This window comes from Pseudomonas sp. zjy_15, assembly GCF_043101865.1.
Lineage (GTDB): Bacteria > Pseudomonadota > Gammaproteobacteria > Pseudomonadales > Pseudomonadaceae > Aquipseudomonas > Aquipseudomonas putida_Y.
The window spans coordinates 1-17,956 of the sequence record NZ_JBICII010000021.1; the positions used below are offsets into that span (position 1 = coordinate 1).

A 17,956-nucleotide genomic window follows, 5' to 3' on the forward strand; every position below is an offset into this window, starting at 1 on the left:
ATCACGGCCCTGAGGTTTGTGAAGCGCCCGCGAAGAGGCCATTGGCCACGGCGACAAAGTACCGCACTACCCTCCGTCGCAATGCCGTTGACTTGCTTGCCGGGGCAGCGCTCAGTAAGCGCTGGAAAATGCCCTTTCCCTGACAGGATGACTTTATGACAAGACTCACGGTGCAATCCGGCGACTTCTTGCAAGGTGAAGGCGAGTATCGCAATGGATCGCTCACACTCAAGACCGCGCGTAGTCCCTCACCCGGTGAACGGATTTCCCTGGCACGCATCAGCGACTTGCGGCTGGCCAGCCTGGAAACCAACCGCAGCCTTGGCAGCGCCTTGGGCTGGGGCGTGGCCGGCGCCCTGGTGGCAGGGCCAGTGGGGCTGCTGGCCGGGCTGTGGTTGGGTGGCAAGGAAGAGGAAGCGACCTTCCTGGCCACCTTCAAGGATGGACGCAAGCTGATGGCCATTACCGATGGCAAGACCTGGTCGAAGATCGATGACAACTGGCGGCAGCACAAGCGGCCGATCAGGACAGGCTGATTATCACGGGGCCCTGATCGTTTTATGGGGAAGGCGGCTGGTAATATGCCGCCTTTTTCATGGCCTGTGCCGGCCTCTTCGCGGGTAAACCCGCTCCTACAGGGATATCACCACCTGGGGTATCACCACCCGGTGCATCACCAATCGGTGTTTCACCAACCGGTGTATCGCCAACCGGCGTTTCACCAACCGGTGTATCGCCAACCGGCGTTTCACCACCCGGTGCATCGCCAACCGGTGTTTCACCACCCGGTGTATCGCCAACCGGTGTAGGAGCGGGTTTACCCGCGAAAGGGCCGGCACAGGTATCGCGCATCCAGGAGCCCCACCGCATGCCCCCGCATCACCCCCGCCTGCCCCTGAGCCTGCTCAGCCTGGGCCTGGCCCTGCAGTGCCCCCTTGTGCTTGCCGAAGACAGCGTGGTGCTTGCCCCCTTGCAGGTCTCCGACACCTTCGCCAGCGATGGCTACCAGGCACGCCAGGCGGCTGTGGGCGGTTTCCAGCCCGCGCCGCTGCTCGACACTCCCGCCTCTGTCAGCGTGTTCAGCCAGCAGCTGCTGGAAGACCGCCAGGTCCGCAAGCTTAGCGAAGTGTTGCAAAGCGATGCGTCAGTCGGCGAAAGCTATGCGCCCATCGGCTACTACGAAAACTTCAATGTGCGCGGCTTCGGGCTGAACGCCGCCAGTAGCTATCGCATCAATGGCCAGACCATTGCCGGCGAGCAGAACGTAGCCCTGGAGAACAAGCAGCAGGTGGAACTGCTCAAGGGTCTGTCCGGGCTGCAGAGTGGTGTGTCGGAGCCGGGCGGCCTGATCAACTATGTGACCAAGCGCGCCGAAGACATACGCAGCGTCACGGTGTCGACCAACGAACAAGGCGAACGCTATCTGGCCACCGACCTTGGCGGCTGGTTCGGCAGCGAAAAGCAGTTCGGCCTGCGCGCCAACCTGGCCCATGAAGACATCCGCACCTACGTCGACCACGCTGACGGCAAGCGCGACTTCGCCTCGCTGGCATTCGACTGGCAGATCAGCCCGGATGCCACCCTGCAGCTGGATGCCGAGTACCAGCACCGCGAACAGGCGTCGGTGCCGGGTTACCAACTGCTCGGAGGCACTGAAGTGCCCCACGGCATCGACCCGGAAGACCGCCTGGCCTACCAGCATTGGGCAAAGCCCGTGCAGAACGACTCGTTGAACCTGGGCGGGCGCTTCGAATACCGTTTCAACGATACCTGGACCGGCACCTTGAGCGCCTCCCGCAGCAAAGTGGTGATCGACGACTACAGCGCGTTTGCCTGGGGTTCGAGCGAGGGGGCGTTTTTCGGCAGCAATGGTGACTACGACATCTATGACTTTCGCAGCCCCGACGATACCCGCCGTACCGACGAGGCACAGGCCATGCTCAACGGGCACTTCGATGCGCTGGGCGTGGGGCACGAGCTGACCGTGGGTACCAGTGCGCAGCGACGCACACTGGATCAGCATTCCAGCTATATGGAATGGGTCGGTACCGGCAATATCAACACCGGCGCCCCTGCATTCGACCCGTCCGACAAACCCGTAGGCGCCAGCGAACGCCGACTGGACAGCCGTCAGTACGGCTTGTTCGTCAGCGATCGCATCAGCTTCAACGAGCAATGGCAGACCGTGCTGGGCGCCCGCGAAGTGCGCCTGGACGAAAAGACCTGGAAGGAGAGCGGCGTTGCCGGGCGCCATACCCGTCAATACGAGCTGCTGCCTAATGCTGCAGTTATCTATAAGCCGCAGCCGAACACCACTGTATATGCGAGCTACGCCAAAGGGCTGTCTGCAGGCGGTACCGCACCATTTTCCACTGAGAACAGTTTCGAGATCCTGGCGCCCACCACCTCCCGCCAACTGGAACTGGGCGTCAAGCACGACTGGCAAGGCCTGAGCCTCAGTGCCGCCCTGTTCCAGATCCGACAGGCTTACCAGTTCGCGCGCCCGGACGGCACCGGCATCTTCACCTACGTGCAGCAAGGCCAGCAGAAAAATACCGGCCTGGAACTGGGCGCCAGCGGCCGGGTGACCCCGAACCTGCAGGTACAGGCCAGTGCGGCAGCCATCCGGGCGCGGGTGCAGAACAGCGGCACCGAAGCCTATGAAGGGCACCAGGCGATCAACGTGCCTAAATTCCGGGCGGCGCTGCATGCGGAATATACCCTGCCGGTTCCGGGGCTCGCGCTGCTGGGCGGTGCGCGGTATAGCGCCAGCAAGTATGCGAGCCAGGCGGGCAATGTTGAGGTTGGCGGGTATACCGTATTCGACCTTGGCAGCCGCTACAGTACCCGTGTTGCCGGGTATGACACGGTGCTGCGGCTGACGGTGGATAACGTGCTGGACAAGCGTTACTGGCGCGATGTGGGGGATTACCTGGGGGATAACTACCTGTTCCAGGGGGCACCGCGTACCGCTCGGCTTTCGGCTTCGATCAGCTTCTAGATTGCCGGGGCCGCTCTGCGGCCCTTTCGCGACACAAGGCCGCTCCCACAGGTGTCGACTGCTCCCAAGGGGTTGGATTGCTGTCCAACTTCTTGGGGGCACTCCAATTGCCTGTGGGAGCGGCCTTGTGTCGCGATGGGCTGCGCAGCAGCCCCAGTGGCCTTGAAAAAAAAAGCCCCCGTGCTTTTCAGCGCGGGGGCTCTTCGTAGAATGTGGCGGTGAAGAAGGGATTTGAACCCTTGATACGATTTCTCGTATACACACTTTCCAGGCGTGCTCCTTCGACCACTCGGACACTTCACCGTTTCTCTTCAAGCCTTGCGGCCCGTCGAGGTGCGCTAATTTAGTGAAAGACTTTCCCTTTGGCAAGCATTTTTTTCAATTTTTTCATGTATTTGCACTTGGGGTGCCGTGAGCGCTGACCGACCAGTCAGCCTTGCTGCTTTACCTCGCCCCTGACGCTGGGTAACGTCGTCGCCACGCCAACAAAAGGACTCTGCCATGAGCGAGCTGATTACCTACCACGCCGAAGACGGCATCGCCACCCTTACCCTGAACAACGGCAAGGTCAATGCCATCTCGCCGGACGTCATCACTGCCTTCAATGCAGCACTGGACCGCGCTACCGAAGAGCGTGCAGTAGTGATCATCACCGGGCAGCCGGGCATTCTGTCGGGCGGCTACGACCTCAAGGTGATGACCAGCGGCCCCAAAGAGGCCATCAGCCTGGTCACCGCCGGTTCCACCCTCGCCCGCCGCCTGCTGTCGCACCCGTTCCCGGTGGTGGTCGCCTGCCCCGGCAATGCCGTGGCCAAGGGCGCTTTCCTGCTGCTGTCGGCCGACTACCGCATTGGTGTCGAAGGGCCGTACAAGGTATGCCTGAACGAAGTGCAAATCGGCATGACCATGCACCACGCCGGTATTGAACTGGCCCGCGACCGCCTGCGACGCTCGGCCTTCCACCGCTCGGTGATCAACGCCGAAGTGTTTGACCCGCAGGGCGCAGTGGATGCCGGCTTCCTCGACAAGGTGGTGCCGGCCGAGCAGTTGCAGGAAGCGGCAATGACCGCGGCGCGGGAGCTGAAGAAGCTGAACATGCTGGCGCACAAGAACACCAAGCTGAAAGTGCGCAAAGGGCTGCTGGAGGCGCTGGACAAGGCGATCGAGCTGGACCAGCAGCATATGGGCTAGCCGCACGGCCCCTTTCGCGGGCAAGCCCGCGCCTGCACATTCGCCCTCTACGCGGGTAAATCCGCTATTCAACGGGCATACGCAACCTGTGTAGGAGCGGGCTTGCCCGCGAAAAGGCCGGAACAGGCGTGCACCAAGGTTTGCCCCAACCAGTGCACACCCGTACACTGCCCGGCGACTGTCTGGTGTGAGTCGTACCATGCTTTATTCATTGCGTATGTTCCTGCTGGGGCTGCATTTTCTTGCCGTTGGCGTCGTGGGCCTGATCATTGGTTTGTGCCGCCCCTTCAACCCTGACAACAGCCGCGTATTTGCCCGGCTCTACAGCTTGCCGGCCACCTGGCTGATGCGCATCAAGGTCAAGGCCGAAGTCGGCCCATTGTGGGACCATCCGCCCGGCTGTGTGATCGTGGCCAACCACCAGTCCAACTTCGACCTGTTCGTGCTGGGCCAGGTAGTGCCGCAACGCACCGTCGCCATCGGCAAGAAGAGCCTGGGCTGGATCCCGCTGTTCGGCCAATTGTTCTGGCTGGGCGGCAACGTGCTGGTCGACCGCAAGAATGCCTACCAGGCGCGCAAGGCCATACAGAAGACCACCCGGGTTTTGCAGGACGACACCTCGATCTGGATTTTCCCCGAAGGCACCCGCAATGCCGGCGAGCATTTGCTGGCGTTCAAGAAAGGCGCATTTCACATGGCCATCGAGGCCGGTGTGCCGATCGTGCCGGTCTGCGTCAGCCGCTATGCCAGGCGTCTGAGCCTGAACAGCTGGCGCCAGCGCACGGTAATCGTGCGTTCGCTGCCGCCCATTGCCACGACGGGCATGACGCCGCAGGATCTGCCAGCGCTGATCGAGCAGTGCCGGGGGCAAATGCAGCAGTGCATTGACCGGATGGAAAAAGAACTGGCCTGATCCGGGTTGCTCTGGCGCCGGGTACAGCCCAAGCTGTATCCGTGTTCAAACGAATAAGCGGACAACCATGGGTCGAGTCGTGGCATCGGCGGTGTACAGCGCCGGCAGAAAGGTCACCAACATCAGCATCGACGAAGGCAGCGAGTGGGCGCGCAAGCCGGGGCATTTCGTGTGGATCGGCCTGGAAGAGCCCAATGCCGAAGAGCTGGCCAACCTGCAGTCCCAGTTCAACCTGCACGAACTGGCCATCGAAGACGCCCTGGAAAAACACAGCCGACCCAAGCTGGAAACCTTCGGTGACGCGTTGTTCATCGTCACCTACTCGCCAGTGCGCCACGAAGGCAAACTGGAGTTCATCGAAACCCATATCTTCGCGGGCAACGGCTACATCATCACCTGCCGCAACGGCCACTCCAAATCCTACGCCATGGTCCGCCAGCGCTGCGAGGCTCGGCCCCTGCTGCTGGAACATGGCGAAGACTTCGTGCTGTACGCCCTGCTCGACTTCGTCACCGAGAACTACCAGCCGGTCAGCGAGGCCATTCATGGCGAGATCGAAGAGCTGGAGGAAAGCGTACTGGGCGGCTCGCTGCAGGAAGACGACATCCGTCGCCTGCACAGCCTGCGCCGCGACATTCTGCGCCTGCGCCGCTACGTGGCGCCCATGGTTGAAGTCAGCGAAGAACTGCAGCGCCTGAGCTTCCCGTTCATCGACAAGAACATGCGCCCATACTTTCGTGATGTGCAGATTCACGTGACGCGGCAGATGGAAGACTTGGCCGGCATCCGCGACATTGCCAGCCAGACTATCGAGATCGGCATGCTGCTGGAGTCGTCACGGCAAAGCATCGTGCAGCGCAAATTTGCGGCCTGGGCGGCGATTCTGGCATTCCCTACGGCGATTGCCGGGGTTTACGGCATGAACTTCCAGAACATGCCAGAGCTGAGCTGGCACTACGGTTACTTCGCGGTACTGGGGGTGATTGCGACGGGGTGTGCCGGGTTGTATGCCAGCTTCAAGAAATCGGGTTGGCTTTGATGGCCTCTTCGCGGGCGCGCCCGCTCCCACAGGTGGCTCACAATTTTCAGCATTGTGCGCAACCTGTGGGAGCGGGCGTGCCCGCGAAGGGTTGCCACCGATTAAGCGGCGCTGTCGCTGGCCTTTGACGGCTGCTGGATAAAGCGCAACATCCACTCCCCTACCAGATCGCCCTGATGCTCGGTGGCCAGGCTGGCTATGGCCTTGTGGTACACCTCGTCACCCAGGTATTCCTGGCGCGCATCGAGCAGTGCGCGGGAGTAGTCATGCACGAATTCCGGGTGGCCCTGGAAGCACAGCACCTGGTCGCGAATGTGGTACGCCGCATTCGGGCAGAAATCGCTGGAGGCGATCACCGTGGCGCCTTCCGGCAGCTCGGTCACCTGGTCCTGGTGACTGATCAGCAAGGTCAGCTCCGACACCTCCGGGTCCATCCACGGCGCATGCGCCGCCAACGAGTAGCGGTGGATACCCACGCCCCAGCCTTGCTCGGCCCGCTCGGCCTTGCCACCCAGGGTCAAGGCCAGCAACTGGTGGCCAAAACACACGCCCAGCAGCTTCTCACCGCGCTCGTACAGTTTGAGCAGGTAGGCCTTGAGGGTCTGGATCCACGGATCGGTACCGAACGAATCGGCCTTGCTGCCCGTCACAAGATAGGCATCGAACTTTTCACTGTCGGCGGGATAGTCGCCGTGCATCACGTTGTACACACAAAATTCGGCGGCAATCGGCTGACGCGAGAAGAGCTGCTCGAACATCCTGCCGTAGCCCTGGTATTGCGCCGTCAACTCCGGTCGCAGGACATCGGTTTCAAGGATGCAGATGCGTAACGACATAGGGGTAGTCCTGAACGACATGGGTGGGAATCTGCTGTAGAGACTGCCGCGAAAGGCACGTACAAGCAAGTAGGCTGCGCTGACGAACGGTCACATTTCGTCGGTGCGTGCCTGGCACTTGCGCCACTGTCTAGATAGAGCATGCCAGCTGGCTGGCACTTGGCCTCATAGCCAGAAGAAATGGTTTAACCACTTGGTTAGAACAAAGGGTTCTCAAGCATGGATAACGCACACCCTACTGTTGGATGTATATCCACTTTCAAGAGGCAAGCAGTCCGGCGCCACGCAACGCCACTGTGATCGACCCGAAACGCGACAAGGAAGCCAACGGGTATTCAGGAATAACAACAAGAAGGCGGTCCGCCATGTTCAGACAATCGAAAATTCGCCAAGCTGGGCTCATTTTATTCGCCACCACATTGCTATTGATCTTGCCGAACCTGACACGTTTGTTTGGCTGACGGCGGCGGTGGCGCCAAGGGGCAACGCACAGGTAACCTGCTGGCCTTGATGGTCGGAGATTGCCTATGCGCCACTGCCTTGCCCTGCTAGCGTTGCTCCTGAGCCTGCCATTGTCGGCGGCGCAACTGCACCTTGAACTGGGCGCTACACCGCGCCAGTGGAGCAGCGCCGAACTGCTTGGCCACCCTGAGGCCCAGGACATCAGCATCGAACAGGACGTTTCCTACAAACGCCCCATGCGCTATCGAGCGGTGCCGCTGGCCACGCTGCTGGAAGGTGTGCGCGCCAGCGATCACCTGCAGGCCGTGGCGCTGGATGGCTTTGCCGCCGAAATGCCCGCTGCGCCCCTGTTGCAGCAAGGGCCGGCACGCGCCTGGCTGGCCGTGGAAGACCCAGGCAAGCCGTGGCCGCCACTGGGTCAAGGCAAGCCAAGTGCCGGGCCGTTCTACCTGGTGTGGACTGCACCGCAGGCCAGCGGTATTCGCCCTGAGCAGTGGCCCTTCCAGATTGCCACCCTTCGCAGGCTGGCCCCGGTGGACCAACGGTTTCCCGCGCTGCTGCCCGACCCGAAACTGCCGGCCGACAGCCCGGTGCGCCAGGGCTTTGCCCTGTTCCAGCAGAACTGCCTGGTGTGCCACCGGTTGAACGGGGCGGGAGATGGGCAGGTGGGGCCGGACTTGAATGTGCCGCATAACCCGACCGAGTATTTTCAGCCGGTTTATTTGCGCAAGTTGATACGCGACCCGCAGAGCCTGCGGCAGTGGCCGCAGGCGAAGATGCCGGGGTTTGCCGAAAGTGTGTTGAGTGAACAGGAACTGGATGCGCTGCTGGCCTATTTGGGGCACATGGCAGCGCGCAAGCCTTGAGGGCCTCTTCGCGGGTGAACCCGCTCCTACAAGGTGATGGACACACACCGGGGGTTGAACACAGACCGTCGTAGGAGCGGGTTTACCCGCGAAAGGGCCGGTCCTGCTGGCGCATATCCCTGGCCGTTCATCGTTGCCGCCGCCACCGTATTCGCGGGTGAAACCCGCTCCTACAACGGCAGGTGGTTTCCACCACCCATCAATGTGTAGGCGCGGGTTAACCCGCTAAGGGGGCCAACACAAAACCGTCAGGCCGTGAGCCGTTCGTGCTTGACGCCCCACCCTTCCACCTCACCCCCATACGGTGTCACCAACTGCTCGAAGGCCTCTTCAAAGTCGCCAATCCCGCCATGGGTGGCGTACATGACCTTGCTCAGTTCCAGGTGCCAGGCACCGTCGCCCAGCTCCTTCACCTGGGCATTGAGCGATTCCCCGCGAAACTGCCCGGCTGCACGACGGGCCCCTGCTTCGTCCGGGAATACGGCATAGAACTCGATGGGGTGGATTTGGGTGAAGTCGAAACCGCCTGCTTTCATCTGGCGCAGGACGTTGCTGCTGATATCGTCGTTCTGGCTGCTCATGAATCGTCCTCCTGAATAAAGCAATGGATAGACTTTCCGTGCACTACGCACCTGCCGGCAACGGCCGGGCAGTTCGAGCTGATGCAAGACGCGAATTATTGAGGCGGCGCCAACCCACAGAACAGGCAGGCCCTCCACCAGCGTAGCGCCTGCCAAGGCACCACGCAAACGTGTGGTTCAGGGTGCTTCGTGAATGCTGGTGATGGTCACACCACTGTGCTCTTTGAGCCAGCGAGCGGTCGGGGAGATGATACGGTCCTGGAAGTCGTTGAGGTCCAGCTCGTCCATCACCGGAAACAGGTGTGAGCGGATAGCCCGCGCAGCGTCCTCCTCACTGGGGCAATGCTCGGCATGCAAGAGCAATGCGGACGGTTCGCCCTTCTGGTCGGCAAAGATGACTTCCCACTCTTTCATTGAACGGACCCTCTCAGTCAACGAACACCAGGTGTGTGATGCCTGAATAACTGACCTTGGGACGGGGAGAATGTTCAGTCCGGGAGAATTGTGCCGGGCCCATTCGCGGGCTTGCCCGCGAATGGGCCGCAACGCGGCACCCGCTTACTTCGGTGTGCCGTGCACCACGCCAGCGGTGTTATCCAGCAGGCTCTTGGTCGCCGTCTGGATATACGCTTCCAGCTTCTTGAGCATTTCCGGCTGGTCCGGGCTTTCGATCAGCTCGGCCTTGAACTCGCTGCCCAACTGGTAGCGGTACATCCGCGGGCTCATGTCCTTGGACTCGATCAGGATGCGATCACCCTGCACCAGCCCGACGATCTGCTCGCTGCCCGACGGCTTGATCATGCCCACGCCCTGGTCACCCTCGGGCAGGTTGAGCAGGTCGCGTCCCCAGCACTGGTGGCGAGCCTTGCCACCCAGGCGCCCCATGATGGTCGGCACGATGTCGACCTGGGTACCCACGGTGTGGTTCACCGCACCGAATTTCTCCTGAATGCCCGGGGCAATCAGCAGCAATGGCACGTTGAAGCGGCCCAGGTCCAGTTCGGTAACCTGCTGGTGGTTGCCAAAGCCATGGTCACCGACGATGACGAACAGGGTGTCCTTGAAGTAAGGCTCTTTACGCGCCTTCTCGAAGAACTGGCCCAGCGCCCAGTCCGAATAACGCATGGCGGTCAGGTGTTCGTCCAGCCGACCCTGGCCGGTAACCTTCTCTACCGGCAAGTCCTTCGGCAGCGCATACGGCGTGTGGTTGGACAGCGTCTGCAGCAGCGCGTAGATCGGCTTCTTGCCATCGTGCCTGGCCAGCTCTTCGTTGCCGCGATCGAACATGTCCTGGTCGGATACACCCCAGGTCGGGTCGGAGAATACCGGGTCGACGAAGTCATTACGGCCGATGAAGGTGGTCATCCCCTGGTTGCCGAAGAACCCGGACTGGTTGTCCCAGGCAAAGTCGCCGTTGTAGACATACACGTCGTCGTAGTCACGGGCGCCGAGCAGGGCCGGCAGGCCCGACAGCTTATGGCCGCCTTCCGGAGTCTGCATCAGGTATTCGAAACCAGGCAGGTTGGGGAAGCAGGCCATGGTGGCGAACATGCCCTGGTGGGTGTGGGTGCCGTTGGAGAAGAAGCGGTCGAACAGCAGGCCTTCTTTGGCCAGCTTGTCGAAGTACGGGGTGATGTTATTGGGGCTGCCCAACGCGCCTACCGAGTGGCCGGCGAAGCTTTCCATCAGGATCACCACCACGTTCTTGATCGGCAGGGTACGATCAGCCGGCGGTACAAAGTCGCGGCGGATAGCGGCTTCGTCGGCGTCGACCAGCGTGTCGTTGGCGGTGAGCAGTTGCTCACGCACACTTTGCGTGGCCACGTCCTGCTCCAGTACTGGCTTCCAGATGTTGGCACGGTCCTCGTCGAAGCGGCTTTTGGCGGCGTCGATCAGGGTCAGGGTGCCGTTCAGGCCCAACTGGTTGACGAAGTTGGAGTCCGTGGTGAAAGCGTCACCCCAGCGCATCGGCGGGCCCTGGCGCAGGGTGCCACGGGCAGCGGCCACCGCCACCAGCAAGATCACCATGAACACCGCCAGACGGTGGTACCACGGGGCAACGCGGTGCAGGCCTTCGGCACGGGTAGCGCGATCGATACCTTTGAACAGCAGGCTCAGCAGCCAGGTACCGAAGGCCCAGGCCAGCAGGTAGCGTACCACCGGGAAACCGTACCAGAGCATGCTCAAGACGGTTTTAGGGTCTTCCTGGATGTACTGGAACACCAGGCCATTGAGGCGCTGGTGGAACTCGCGGTAAAAGTCCATTTCCATCAGGCCGAGGAACATCACCACGCTCGAAGCGAGGGTCAGCCAGAAACGGAACACCCCGCGCCGGGCCATGGCCCAGGGGCTGAGCATGGCCAGCAGCAGTGGGATGCTGATGTACACCACCACCCGCAGGTCGAAGCGCAAGCCGTTGAGGAAGCCTTCGGCGACAGTCGAATATGGGGTATCACCGACCATGTCGCTGTTGTAGGCCAGCAACGCCAGGCGCACGAGGCTGAGCATCAGCATGATCACCAGGCCGCTGAGCAGCGTGTAGGCCAGGTGGGATTTCAGGGTCGGCGAAAATGACGTTCGCGCACCCTGTTGCTTCAAGGCATCCGTATTAGCCATGAATGGGAAGGTCCTAGGATTGCGGTTTGCGAAGAGGCGATGGCGCTAGACCAACGCAGCATTATGCGGATGCGGATTCTGTTTAAGTCAATGTGAAAATTGTGTCACGGTCCCATTACTGGCTATGTCGGTACCGCGCCTACAGCCGCACGTTCCCCCGCGGCCCGGCAATCGCCCAGATCACCAGCCCCACCACCGGCAACAGAGCGATCAACAAGATCCACAAGACCTTGATGCCCATCTCGCTGCCACTCTTGATCACGTTGAGAATGGCCCAGATATCCAGCGCCAGAATGATCAGCCCGACCAGGCTGTTGAAGGTAGATCCCATGTCTGAATTCCTGTCCAGAGGCTTTGCTGCACAGCATAGTCAGCTATCGCGCCAATAGAAGGGAATCCTTGGCGGATGTCGCAGGTCCCTCGGTAGACTGACTGCATTCATTGATTCGAGGTTCGCATGCCATCCGCCCACAGCCAAAGCGCCGCCCCACCCTCACTGCTGCAAGCCTGGCGCCAGCAGGTCACCGATACCCCCTGGCTCAGCGCCGGCCTGGGGCTGAGCCTGCTGGCGGTGTGCGTACTGCTGGCCGCCAGCCTCTGGAACGCGGTGAACGGCGACCATGCCGACAACCTGCACCTGGCCGTGCTGGGTGGGTTGTCCGGCTTTGGCGCCACCGCGCTGGGCGCCGTGCTGGCAGTGGTGCTGCGCGATGTCAACGCGCGCACCCAGGACGTGATGCTGGGCTTCGCTGCCGGCATGATGCTGGCCGCCAGCTCGTTCTCGCTGATTCTGCCGGGCCTGGAGGCTGCCCGCGAGATCACCGGCAACGGCCCGGCCGCCGCCTTTACCGTGGTGCTGGGCATGGGCCTGGGTGTGCTGCTGATGCTGGGCCTGGATCGCTTCACCCCGCATGAACACGAAAGCACCGGTCCGTGCGGGCCTGAAGCCGAGCGCATCAGCCGGGTGTGGCTATTCGTGCTGGCGATTACGCTGCACAACCTGCCTGAAGGCATGGCGATCGGCGTGAGCTTTGCCAATGGCGACATGAACATCGGCCTGCCGCTGACCAGTGCCATCGCCATCCAGGACATCCCCGAAGGGCTGGCCGTGGCGCTGGCCTTGCGCGCCACGGGGCTTTCGAACCTGAAGGCTGCGTTGGTGGCGATTGGGTCGGGCCTGATGGAGCCGCTAGGGGCGGTGATCGGGCTGGGGATTTCTACCGGCTTTGCCCTCGCCTACCCGATCAGCATGGGGCTGGCGGCGGGGGCGATGATCTTTGTGGTAAGCCACGAAGTGATCCCCGAAACCCACCGCAACGGGCACCAGACAGCGGCGACCCTGGGGTTGATGGGTGGGTTTGCGGTGATGATGTTTCTCGACACTGCGCTGGGCTGAAGATTGATGTTTCGTGAGCCGGCCTCTTCGCGGGCTCGCCCGCTCCCACAGGGTTATCACAGGGCCTGATGCGCTGGAGTACCTGTGGGAGCGGGCATGCCCGCGAACAAGCAATCACTGGTATCAGATGTGGACGGCGACTTTCAAAGCCTCCAGCGCCGGCTCGACCTTGATGCCCAGCGCTGCTCCCAGCTCCATTACCCGCGCCAGGTCCTGCTGCCCCACCATGACCATCTGCAGCTCGTCATCCAGCAACTGGCTGAAGTTGAGCAGCACATACCCCCCCGCCTCCTTGTTCAGCGCGCCCATCTGTACCTGGATGCGGTTGAGCGCAGTCAGTGGTTCGGTACGGGCCAATTGCTTGGGCTTGAGGGTAAACGGCACGCTATTGTCGAACGAGTCGCTGATCTGCTGGAACAGCTCCTGATAGCTGTCGGCCTGGAACACCACGGTATCCGGCAGGCTGCCCAGCACCACCCATTCACCCAAAGGAATCGGGAAAGTGTCGTCGTAGTTGATGTCGGGGTTGGCGGCCAGGAAGGCGACAGGGTCGGCGTAGGCCTGGGCGGCCTCGTCGGCGATACGCTCGATGTCTGCCTCACGCATGCAGCCGACGCCAATGAGGCTGATGAATTCAAGCAACTGAGTTTTCATGAAAGGGGGCCTGCGACGGGTGAAAAGGCGCCAAGGATAGCCGCAAATGCCCCCTGGCGGTTAGCCGGCCAGCGTTTGCAGGCGCGCGGCGGTGTCTGCTGCACCCATGGTTTGCGCCGCCATCAGGGCGGTGATGCCGCGGGCATCCTGGTGCGCCGGGTTGGCCCCTTGTGCCAGCAGGTAGTCGAGGATTTCGCTGCGGTTGAACATGGCCGCCAACATCAGCGCGGTGCGACCGTCCTGCGCGGCGGCATCCACCGGCACGCCATGCTCCACCAGCAGGCGAATCATCGCCAGGTCCCCTTTGAATGCGGCGCCGGCAATCGGCAGCTGGCCATTGTCGTTGGCAATCAGCGGGTCGGCACCCTGCTCCAGCAGCACACGCACCGCATCGTGGTGGCCGTGGTAGCTGGCCAGCATCAGCAGGGTATCGCCCTTGTGGTTACGCAGGTTGGCCGGCAGGCCGCTGGCAAGCAGGCGCCCGAGCATTTCGGCATCGCCCTGGCGGGCACGTTCGAACACCTGCTCGGCGAACGCTGCGGTTTCGTCATCGGTCATGGTGGCGGGCGCGGTTTGGCTGGACATAGGGAACCTCCTGGCATAATTGATGGCCCAAGTGTTCGTCAGGCATGCCAGGTCGGTCAAAGGTTCAGATTCTATGGGGCCGATAGGCACTGGCTGACCCGTGCAAAATGCACTGTGCAAAATGCACGACCATGCAGCTTGCACGATACCGCTTCTGAAAATTCTCCGTAACAGCCTGTATTTACTGGGTTTTTCGCCAAACAGGATTCTGGCACGGTCACTGCAACCATCAATTCATGTCTGCCACACACCAGCCAGGAGTTGATATGGACCTCATCCAGCAAAAGTTCGCCTCGGTATTTTCGGCCTATCAGGTAAATACCCAAGCCCGGCCCGATGGCGGTGTACTGCTTACCCTGCGCGCAGCGGATGGCAAGGTTACCCGCCGGGTGCTGACCTATGGGCAACTGCACAGTGCCGAACAGCTGTCCTGGGCGATCAGTGCCATCCGTCGTGACCTGGCTGAAGAGGCCAGCGAATTGCCGGTGATCTCGATGCTGCAGAGCCAGCAGCGGTTTGCCTTGCCGACTTACCGCTGAGGGGTGTATTGCCTGAACTGGCCTCTTCGCGGGTGAACCCGCTCCTACATTGACTGTGCGATGCCTAAGGGCGGCGCAACCGCTGTAGGAGCGGGTTCACCCGCGAAGAGGCCGGCAATGCCATTACAACTCGTCGATCCCCAGAAACGCTCGCGCCGTTACATCCCCGGTAAACCGCGCCTGCATGCCCTGCTCGCTGCCGTACAAGCGAAACGCCAGGCAAAACGGTGCATCCCCCAGCTCAACCCAGCGCCGCGTCCCGGCCGGCACCAGCAGCTGGTCACCTTTTTCGCACAGCACCGAATACACCCAGTCGCCCAACCGCAGGCCAACCTGCGCCCGCCCGCTGACCACGGCGAACAGCTCGTCGACCTCATGCACATGTTCATCACGCACATCGACCTGTGCCGGGTCTTCACCGTCGCGGTTGAGCAACGCGAAGGCCTTGCTGCCATGCGCCGTCATCAACTCATCCAGATACACGCGGCAAGCATCCAGCACCTCGTCCTGGGCCGTGCCCGGGCGCACCCGCAGGCCAGGTTCGGCATGCACGAAGCGCACGCCCTGTTCAGCCAAGGTGGCAGCAATATCGTCGTGGTGAGTCAGCACCTTGTTCGGCAGTGCCGGGCTGGCGGGGTGGAAAACGCTGAGAATGCTCATCAGGGGCGGGTCCTGGTCGGTTGCGAACAAAGGGCAATGATAACGGCTGCGGCCAAGGCTGCGGCACTGGCCATACCAAAGGTGAAGGTGGGGCCCAGCAGCTTCCAGCTGTAGCCTGAGTACAGCGCCCCCAGCGCACCGCCGGTACCCGACAGCGCTGCGTAAAGCGCCTGGCCCTGGCCCTGCTGGCGGGCGCCGAAGCTGGCCTGGACGAACGCGATACTGGCAGCATGGAAGCAGCCAAAGGTGGCCGCGTGCAGCAACTGGGCGAAGATCAGTACTGCTGGCTCCTGGGCCAGGTTGCCCAGCAGCAGCCAGCGCAATGCCGCCAGCAGGAAGCTGACCAACAGTACACGCTGTACGCTGAAACGGGCGAACAGGCGGCTCATGACCATGAACATCAGCACCTCGGCCACCACCCCAAGCGCCCAGAGCAGACCGATGGCACCGCGCGTGTAGCCCAAGTGCTCCAGGTGCAGGGTAAGGAAGGTGTAGTAAGGCCCGTGGCTGAGCTGCATCAGTGCCACGCATGCGTAGAACGCGATCACCCCCGGGGCACGCAACTGCTGCAGGAAGCCCCCCGTACTGCTGCGCCCGCCCTGCTCCACCGGCTGGGCATTGGGCACCCACAGGCTGGCGGCGACGATGCCGGCCATGATCGTGACCAGAGCCACCGGGTAGATGTCCAGGCTCAACCATTCGAACAAGCGGCCCAGGCCGACCACGGTGAGGATGAAACCGATCGACCCCCACAGACGTACCTGGCTGTAGCGCGACGTCTGCCCGTGCAGGTGGGCCAGGGTGATGACCTCGAACTGCGGCAGCACCGCATGCCAGAAGAACGCGTGCAGGGCCATTACCAGCGCCAGCCAGGCGTAGCTTTTGCCGAAGAAGATCAGGGCGAAGGTGGCCAGGGTGCACAGCGCGCCAAGGCGTACGATCAACAGGCGCTGGCCTGTGCGGTCGCCCAGCCAGCCCCACAGGTTAGGGGCGACGCAGCGCATCAGCATGGGGATGGCGACCAGCTCGCCGATGCGTGCCGGGGAGAAGCCCAGGTGGTCAAAGTACAGCGCCAGGAAGGGGGCGGTGGAGCCCAGCAGGGCGAAGTAGAACAGGTAGAAGCTGGACAGGCGCCAGTAGGGGACGGGTTGCATGGGATGGCCTTGTGGGGACCTGGACCGGCCTCTTCGCGGGTGAACCCGCTCCTACGCGGATTCCACCCTGTCACTGCACCTGAGGGCAGTGATATCCCAATGTAGGCGTGGGTCTACCCGCGAAGAGGCCGGTGCAGTTGGATCAGCGCTGGCCCAGCACCGGGGTATTCACTTGCACATCGGCATTCTGCGCACGGTGGCGCAGCAGGTGGTCCATCAACGCGATGGCCATCATCGCCTCGGCAATCGGCGTGGCGCGGATGCCCACGCACGGGTCGTGGCGGCCTTTGGTGATGACGTCCACCGGGTTGCCATCGACATCGATCGAGCGGCCCGGGGTGGTGATGCTGGAAGTGGGCTTCAGTGCCAGATGGGCAACGATCGGCTGGCCCGAGGAAATACCGCCCAGAATGCCGCCGGCATTGTTGCTGAGGAAGCCGTCCGGGGTCAGCTCGTCCCGGTGCTCGGTGCCGCGCTGGGCCACACTGGCGAAGCCGGCGCCGATTTCCACGCCCTTGACCGCGTTGATGCTCATCAGCGCGTGAGCCAGCTCTGCATCCAGGCGGTCGAAGATCGGTTCGCCCAGCCCGGGCATCACGCCTTCTGCGACCACGGTGATCTTGGCGCCCACCGAATCCTGGTCACGGCGCAGCTGGTCCATGTAGGCCTCCAGCTCAGGTACTTTGTCCGGATCGGGGCTGAAGAAGGCGTTTTGCTCCACCGACTCCCAGGTCTTGAACGGGATTTCGATCGGGCCCAGCTGGCTCATGTAGCCACGCACGGTGATGCCCTGGGTGGCCAGGAACTTCTTGGCGATAGCGCCGGCGGCCACACGCATGGCGGTTTCACGGGCCGAGCTGCGGCCGCCGCCGCGGTAGTCGCGGATACCGTACTTGTGGTGGTAGGTGTAGTCGGCGTGGGCCGGGCGGAACAGGTCCTTGATGGCCGAGTAGTCCTTGGACTTCTGGTCGGTGTTGCGGATCAGCAGGCCGATCGAGCAGCCGGTGGTGCGGCCTTCGAACACGCCGGAAAGGATTTCCACCTCGTCGGCTTCCTGGCGCTGGGTGGTGTGCCGGCTGGTGCCGGGCTTGCGCCGGTCAAGGTCGTGCTGCAGGTCGGCGAGGGAAATTTCCAGGCCCGGTGGGCATCCATCGACAATGGCGACCAACGCCGGACCATGGCTCTCGCCAGCGGTGGTGACAGTGAACAGCTTGCCGTAGGTATTGCCGGACATGGACGCTCCGCGAGTTCTGCCTGAAATGGACGAAAGCAGCAGTATACAGATGGTTTGATCGCCTGTGCGGGCCTCTTCGCGGGCACGCCCGCTCCCACAGGATCACCACAGATCCAAATGCTGTGAAATACCTGTGGGAGCGGGCGTGCCCGCGAAAGGGCCGAACCTGCAATTCGCCCCCCAGAACCTTCCCGCAAACAGTGGGTCAAACCCACATCTCCCCAAGTAG

General features: G+C 62.2%; 18 protein-coding genes and 1 tRNA gene. 8 read left to right on the forward strand and 11 right to left on the reverse strand.

From position 1 onward, the window contains the following. Positions 1-155 precede the first annotated feature (155 nt). Positions 156-536: a hypothetical protein gene (locus tag ACF8EF_RS02935; protein WP_012053335.1), complete on the forward strand. Its 381-nt coding sequence runs from the start codon at positions 156-158 to the stop codon at positions 534-536. Positions 537-868: 332 nt separating this feature from the next. Then, positions 869-3,001: a TonB-dependent siderophore receptor gene (locus ACF8EF_RS02940; protein ID WP_392460456.1), complete on the forward strand. Its 2,133-nt coding sequence runs from the start codon at positions 869-871 to the stop codon at positions 2,999-3,001. Between the two features lie 213 nt (positions 3,002-3,214). Here the strand turns inward: ACF8EF_RS02940 and ACF8EF_RS02945 are convergent. Then, positions 3,215-3,304: transfer RNA gene (locus tag ACF8EF_RS02945), tRNA-Ser, on the reverse strand. A gap of 198 nt (positions 3,305-3,502) precedes the next feature. Here ACF8EF_RS02945 and ACF8EF_RS02950 point away from each other — a divergent pair. From ACF8EF_RS02950 to ACF8EF_RS02960, 3 genes are all read left to right on the forward strand, one after another. Beyond that, positions 3,503-4,192 (forward strand): crotonase/enoyl-CoA hydratase family protein, encoded by a 690-nt coding sequence (locus ACF8EF_RS02950; protein WP_028698250.1) that lies wholly within the window; start codon positions 3,503-3,505, stop codon positions 4,190-4,192. Between the two features lie 199 nt (positions 4,193-4,391). Beyond that, positions 4,392-5,105 carry a 1-acyl-sn-glycerol-3-phosphate acyltransferase gene (locus tag ACF8EF_RS02955; RefSeq protein ID WP_021783099.1) on the forward strand — a complete coding sequence of 238 codons (714 nt, stop codon included), beginning with the start codon at positions 4,392-4,394 and terminating at the stop codon, positions 5,103-5,105. A gap of 67 nt (positions 5,106-5,172) precedes the next feature. Further along, complete coding sequence (locus ACF8EF_RS02960; RefSeq protein WP_084852262.1) at positions 5,173-6,144, forward strand: magnesium and cobalt transport protein CorA; 972 nt, start codon at positions 5,173-5,175, stop codon at positions 6,142-6,144. Between the two features lie 101 nt (positions 6,145-6,245). On the opposite strand, the gene ACF8EF_RS02965 is transcribed toward ACF8EF_RS02960, so the two are convergent. After that, entirely contained in the window at positions 6,246-6,980 is a 735-nt protein-coding gene (locus ACF8EF_RS02965; RefSeq protein WP_084852264.1) for an amidotransferase, read from the reverse strand. Between the two features lie 527 nt (positions 6,981-7,507). On the opposite strand from ACF8EF_RS02965, the gene ACF8EF_RS02970 reads away from it, so the two are divergent. Next, positions 7,508-8,308 carry a c-type cytochrome gene (locus tag ACF8EF_RS02970; RefSeq protein ID WP_392460457.1) on the forward strand — a complete coding sequence of 267 codons (801 nt, stop codon included), beginning with the start codon at positions 7,508-7,510 and terminating at the stop codon, positions 8,306-8,308. 248 nt (positions 8,309-8,556) lie between these two features. Here ACF8EF_RS02970 and ACF8EF_RS02975 read toward each other — a convergent pair whose 3' ends face one another. From ACF8EF_RS02975 to ACF8EF_RS02990, 4 genes are all read right to left on the reverse strand, one after another. After that, positions 8,557-8,889 (reverse strand): ribonuclease E inhibitor RraB, encoded by a 333-nt coding sequence (locus ACF8EF_RS02975; RefSeq protein ID WP_003252824.1) that lies wholly within the window; start codon positions 8,887-8,889, stop codon positions 8,557-8,559. A 177-nt stretch (positions 8,890-9,066) separates the two neighbouring features. After that, positions 9,067-9,303, reverse strand: a complete 237-nt coding sequence (locus tag ACF8EF_RS02980; RefSeq protein WP_021783096.1) for a hypothetical protein — start codon at positions 9,301-9,303, stop codon at positions 9,067-9,069. 144 nt (positions 9,304-9,447) lie between these two features. After that, positions 9,448-11,505, reverse strand: a complete 2,058-nt coding sequence (locus tag ACF8EF_RS02985; RefSeq protein WP_392460458.1) for an LTA synthase family protein — start codon at positions 11,503-11,505, stop codon at positions 9,448-9,450. A gap of 139 nt (positions 11,506-11,644) precedes the next feature. Then, positions 11,645-11,836 (reverse strand): PLDc N-terminal domain-containing protein, encoded by a 192-nt coding sequence (locus ACF8EF_RS02990; RefSeq protein ID WP_004577083.1) that lies wholly within the window; start codon positions 11,834-11,836, stop codon positions 11,645-11,647. A gap of 126 nt (positions 11,837-11,962) precedes the next feature. On the opposite strand from ACF8EF_RS02990, the gene ACF8EF_RS02995 reads away from it, so the two are divergent. Next, positions 11,963-12,901 carry a ZIP family metal transporter gene (locus ACF8EF_RS02995; protein WP_392460459.1) on the forward strand — a complete coding sequence of 313 codons (939 nt, stop codon included), beginning with the start codon at positions 11,963-11,965 and terminating at the stop codon, positions 12,899-12,901. A 123-nt stretch (positions 12,902-13,024) separates the two neighbouring features. On the opposite strand, the gene ACF8EF_RS03000 is transcribed toward ACF8EF_RS02995, so the two are convergent. Both ACF8EF_RS03000 and ACF8EF_RS03005 read right to left on the reverse strand, forming a co-directional pair. Then, positions 13,025-13,555, reverse strand: coding sequence for a hypothetical protein (locus tag ACF8EF_RS03000; RefSeq protein WP_392460460.1), 531 nt, complete (start codon positions 13,553-13,555; stop codon positions 13,025-13,027). Between the two features lie 60 nt (positions 13,556-13,615). Further along, complete coding sequence (locus ACF8EF_RS03005) at positions 13,616-14,140, reverse strand: ankyrin repeat domain-containing protein (protein ID WP_176685646.1); 525 nt, start codon at positions 14,138-14,140, stop codon at positions 13,616-13,618. Positions 14,141-14,406: 266 nt separating this feature from the next. Between ACF8EF_RS03005 and ACF8EF_RS03010 the strand changes: the two genes are divergently transcribed. After that, positions 14,407-14,679 (forward strand): DUF3509 domain-containing protein, encoded by a 273-nt coding sequence (locus tag ACF8EF_RS03010; protein WP_021783091.1) that lies wholly within the window; start codon positions 14,407-14,409, stop codon positions 14,677-14,679. A 123-nt stretch (positions 14,680-14,802) separates the two neighbouring features. Here ACF8EF_RS03010 and ACF8EF_RS03015 read toward each other — a convergent pair whose 3' ends face one another. From ACF8EF_RS03015 to aroC, 3 genes are all read right to left on the reverse strand, one after another. Continuing rightward, positions 14,803-15,339 carry an oxidase gene (locus tag ACF8EF_RS03015; protein WP_392460461.1) on the reverse strand — a complete coding sequence of 179 codons (537 nt, stop codon included), beginning with the start codon at positions 15,337-15,339 and terminating at the stop codon, positions 14,803-14,805. Continuing rightward, on the reverse strand, positions 15,339-16,493 hold the full coding sequence (locus tag ACF8EF_RS03020) for an MFS transporter (protein WP_339444680.1): 1,155 nt from the start codon (positions 16,491-16,493) through the stop codon (positions 15,339-15,341). Before ACF8EF_RS03020 ends, ACF8EF_RS03015 begins: the two co-directional genes overlap by 1 nt. Before the next feature lie 142 nt (positions 16,494-16,635). After that, the gene (gene aroC, locus ACF8EF_RS03025) at positions 16,636-17,727 is read right to left on the reverse strand and encodes a chorismate synthase (RefSeq protein WP_129933735.1); all 1,092 of its coding nucleotides are present in this window, start codon (positions 17,725-17,727) and stop codon (positions 16,636-16,638) included. Positions 17,728-17,956 lie beyond the last annotated feature (229 nt).

Excerpts from the sequence above, each read along its gene's own strand:
- ACF8EF_RS02935 (WP_012053335.1), top strand. The coding sequence starts at position 156 with ATGACAAGACTCACGGTGCAATCCGGCGACTTCTTGCAAGGTGAAGGC.
- ACF8EF_RS02940 (WP_392460456.1), top strand. The coding sequence starts at position 869 with ATGCCCCCGCATCACCCCCGCCTGCCCCTGAGCCTGCTCAGCCTGGGC.
- ACF8EF_RS02950 (WP_028698250.1), top strand. The coding sequence starts at position 3,503 with ATGAGCGAGCTGATTACCTACCACGCCGAAGACGGCATCGCCACCCTT.
- ACF8EF_RS02955 (WP_021783099.1), top strand. The coding sequence starts at position 4,392 with ATGCTTTATTCATTGCGTATGTTCCTGCTGGGGCTGCATTTTCTTGCC.
- ACF8EF_RS02960 (WP_084852262.1), top strand. The coding sequence starts at position 5,173 with ATGGGTCGAGTCGTGGCATCGGCGGTGTACAGCGCCGGCAGAAAGGTC.
- ACF8EF_RS02965 (WP_084852264.1), bottom strand. The coding sequence starts at position 6,980 with ATGTCGTTACGCATCTGCATCCTTGAAACCGATGTCCTGCGACCGGAG.
- ACF8EF_RS02970 (WP_392460457.1), top strand. The coding sequence starts at position 7,508 with ATGCGCCACTGCCTTGCCCTGCTAGCGTTGCTCCTGAGCCTGCCATTG.
- ACF8EF_RS02975 (WP_003252824.1), bottom strand. The coding sequence starts at position 8,889 with ATGAGCAGCCAGAACGACGATATCAGCAGCAACGTCCTGCGCCAGATG.
- ACF8EF_RS02980 (WP_021783096.1), bottom strand. The coding sequence starts at position 9,303 with ATGAAAGAGTGGGAAGTCATCTTTGCCGACCAGAAGGGCGAACCGTCC.
- ACF8EF_RS02985 (WP_392460458.1), bottom strand. The coding sequence starts at position 11,505 with ATGGCTAATACGGATGCCTTGAAGCAACAGGGTGCGCGAACGTCATTT.
- ACF8EF_RS02990 (WP_004577083.1), bottom strand. The coding sequence starts at position 11,836 with ATGGGATCTACCTTCAACAGCCTGGTCGGGCTGATCATTCTGGCGCTG.
- ACF8EF_RS02995 (WP_392460459.1), top strand. The coding sequence starts at position 11,963 with ATGCCATCCGCCCACAGCCAAAGCGCCGCCCCACCCTCACTGCTGCAA.
- ACF8EF_RS03000 (WP_392460460.1), bottom strand. The coding sequence starts at position 13,555 with ATGAAAACTCAGTTGCTTGAATTCATCAGCCTCATTGGCGTCGGCTGC.
- ACF8EF_RS03005 (WP_176685646.1), bottom strand. The coding sequence starts at position 14,140 with ATGTCCAGCCAAACCGCGCCCGCCACCATGACCGATGACGAAACCGCA.
- ACF8EF_RS03010 (WP_021783091.1), top strand. The coding sequence starts at position 14,407 with ATGGACCTCATCCAGCAAAAGTTCGCCTCGGTATTTTCGGCCTATCAG.
- ACF8EF_RS03015 (WP_392460461.1), bottom strand. The coding sequence starts at position 15,339 with ATGAGCATTCTCAGCGTTTTCCACCCCGCCAGCCCGGCACTGCCGAAC.
- ACF8EF_RS03020 (WP_339444680.1), bottom strand. The coding sequence starts at position 16,493 with ATGCAACCCGTCCCCTACTGGCGCCTGTCCAGCTTCTACCTGTTCTAC.
- aroC (WP_129933735.1), bottom strand. The coding sequence starts at position 17,727 with ATGTCCGGCAATACCTACGGCAAGCTGTTCACTGTCACCACCGCTGGC.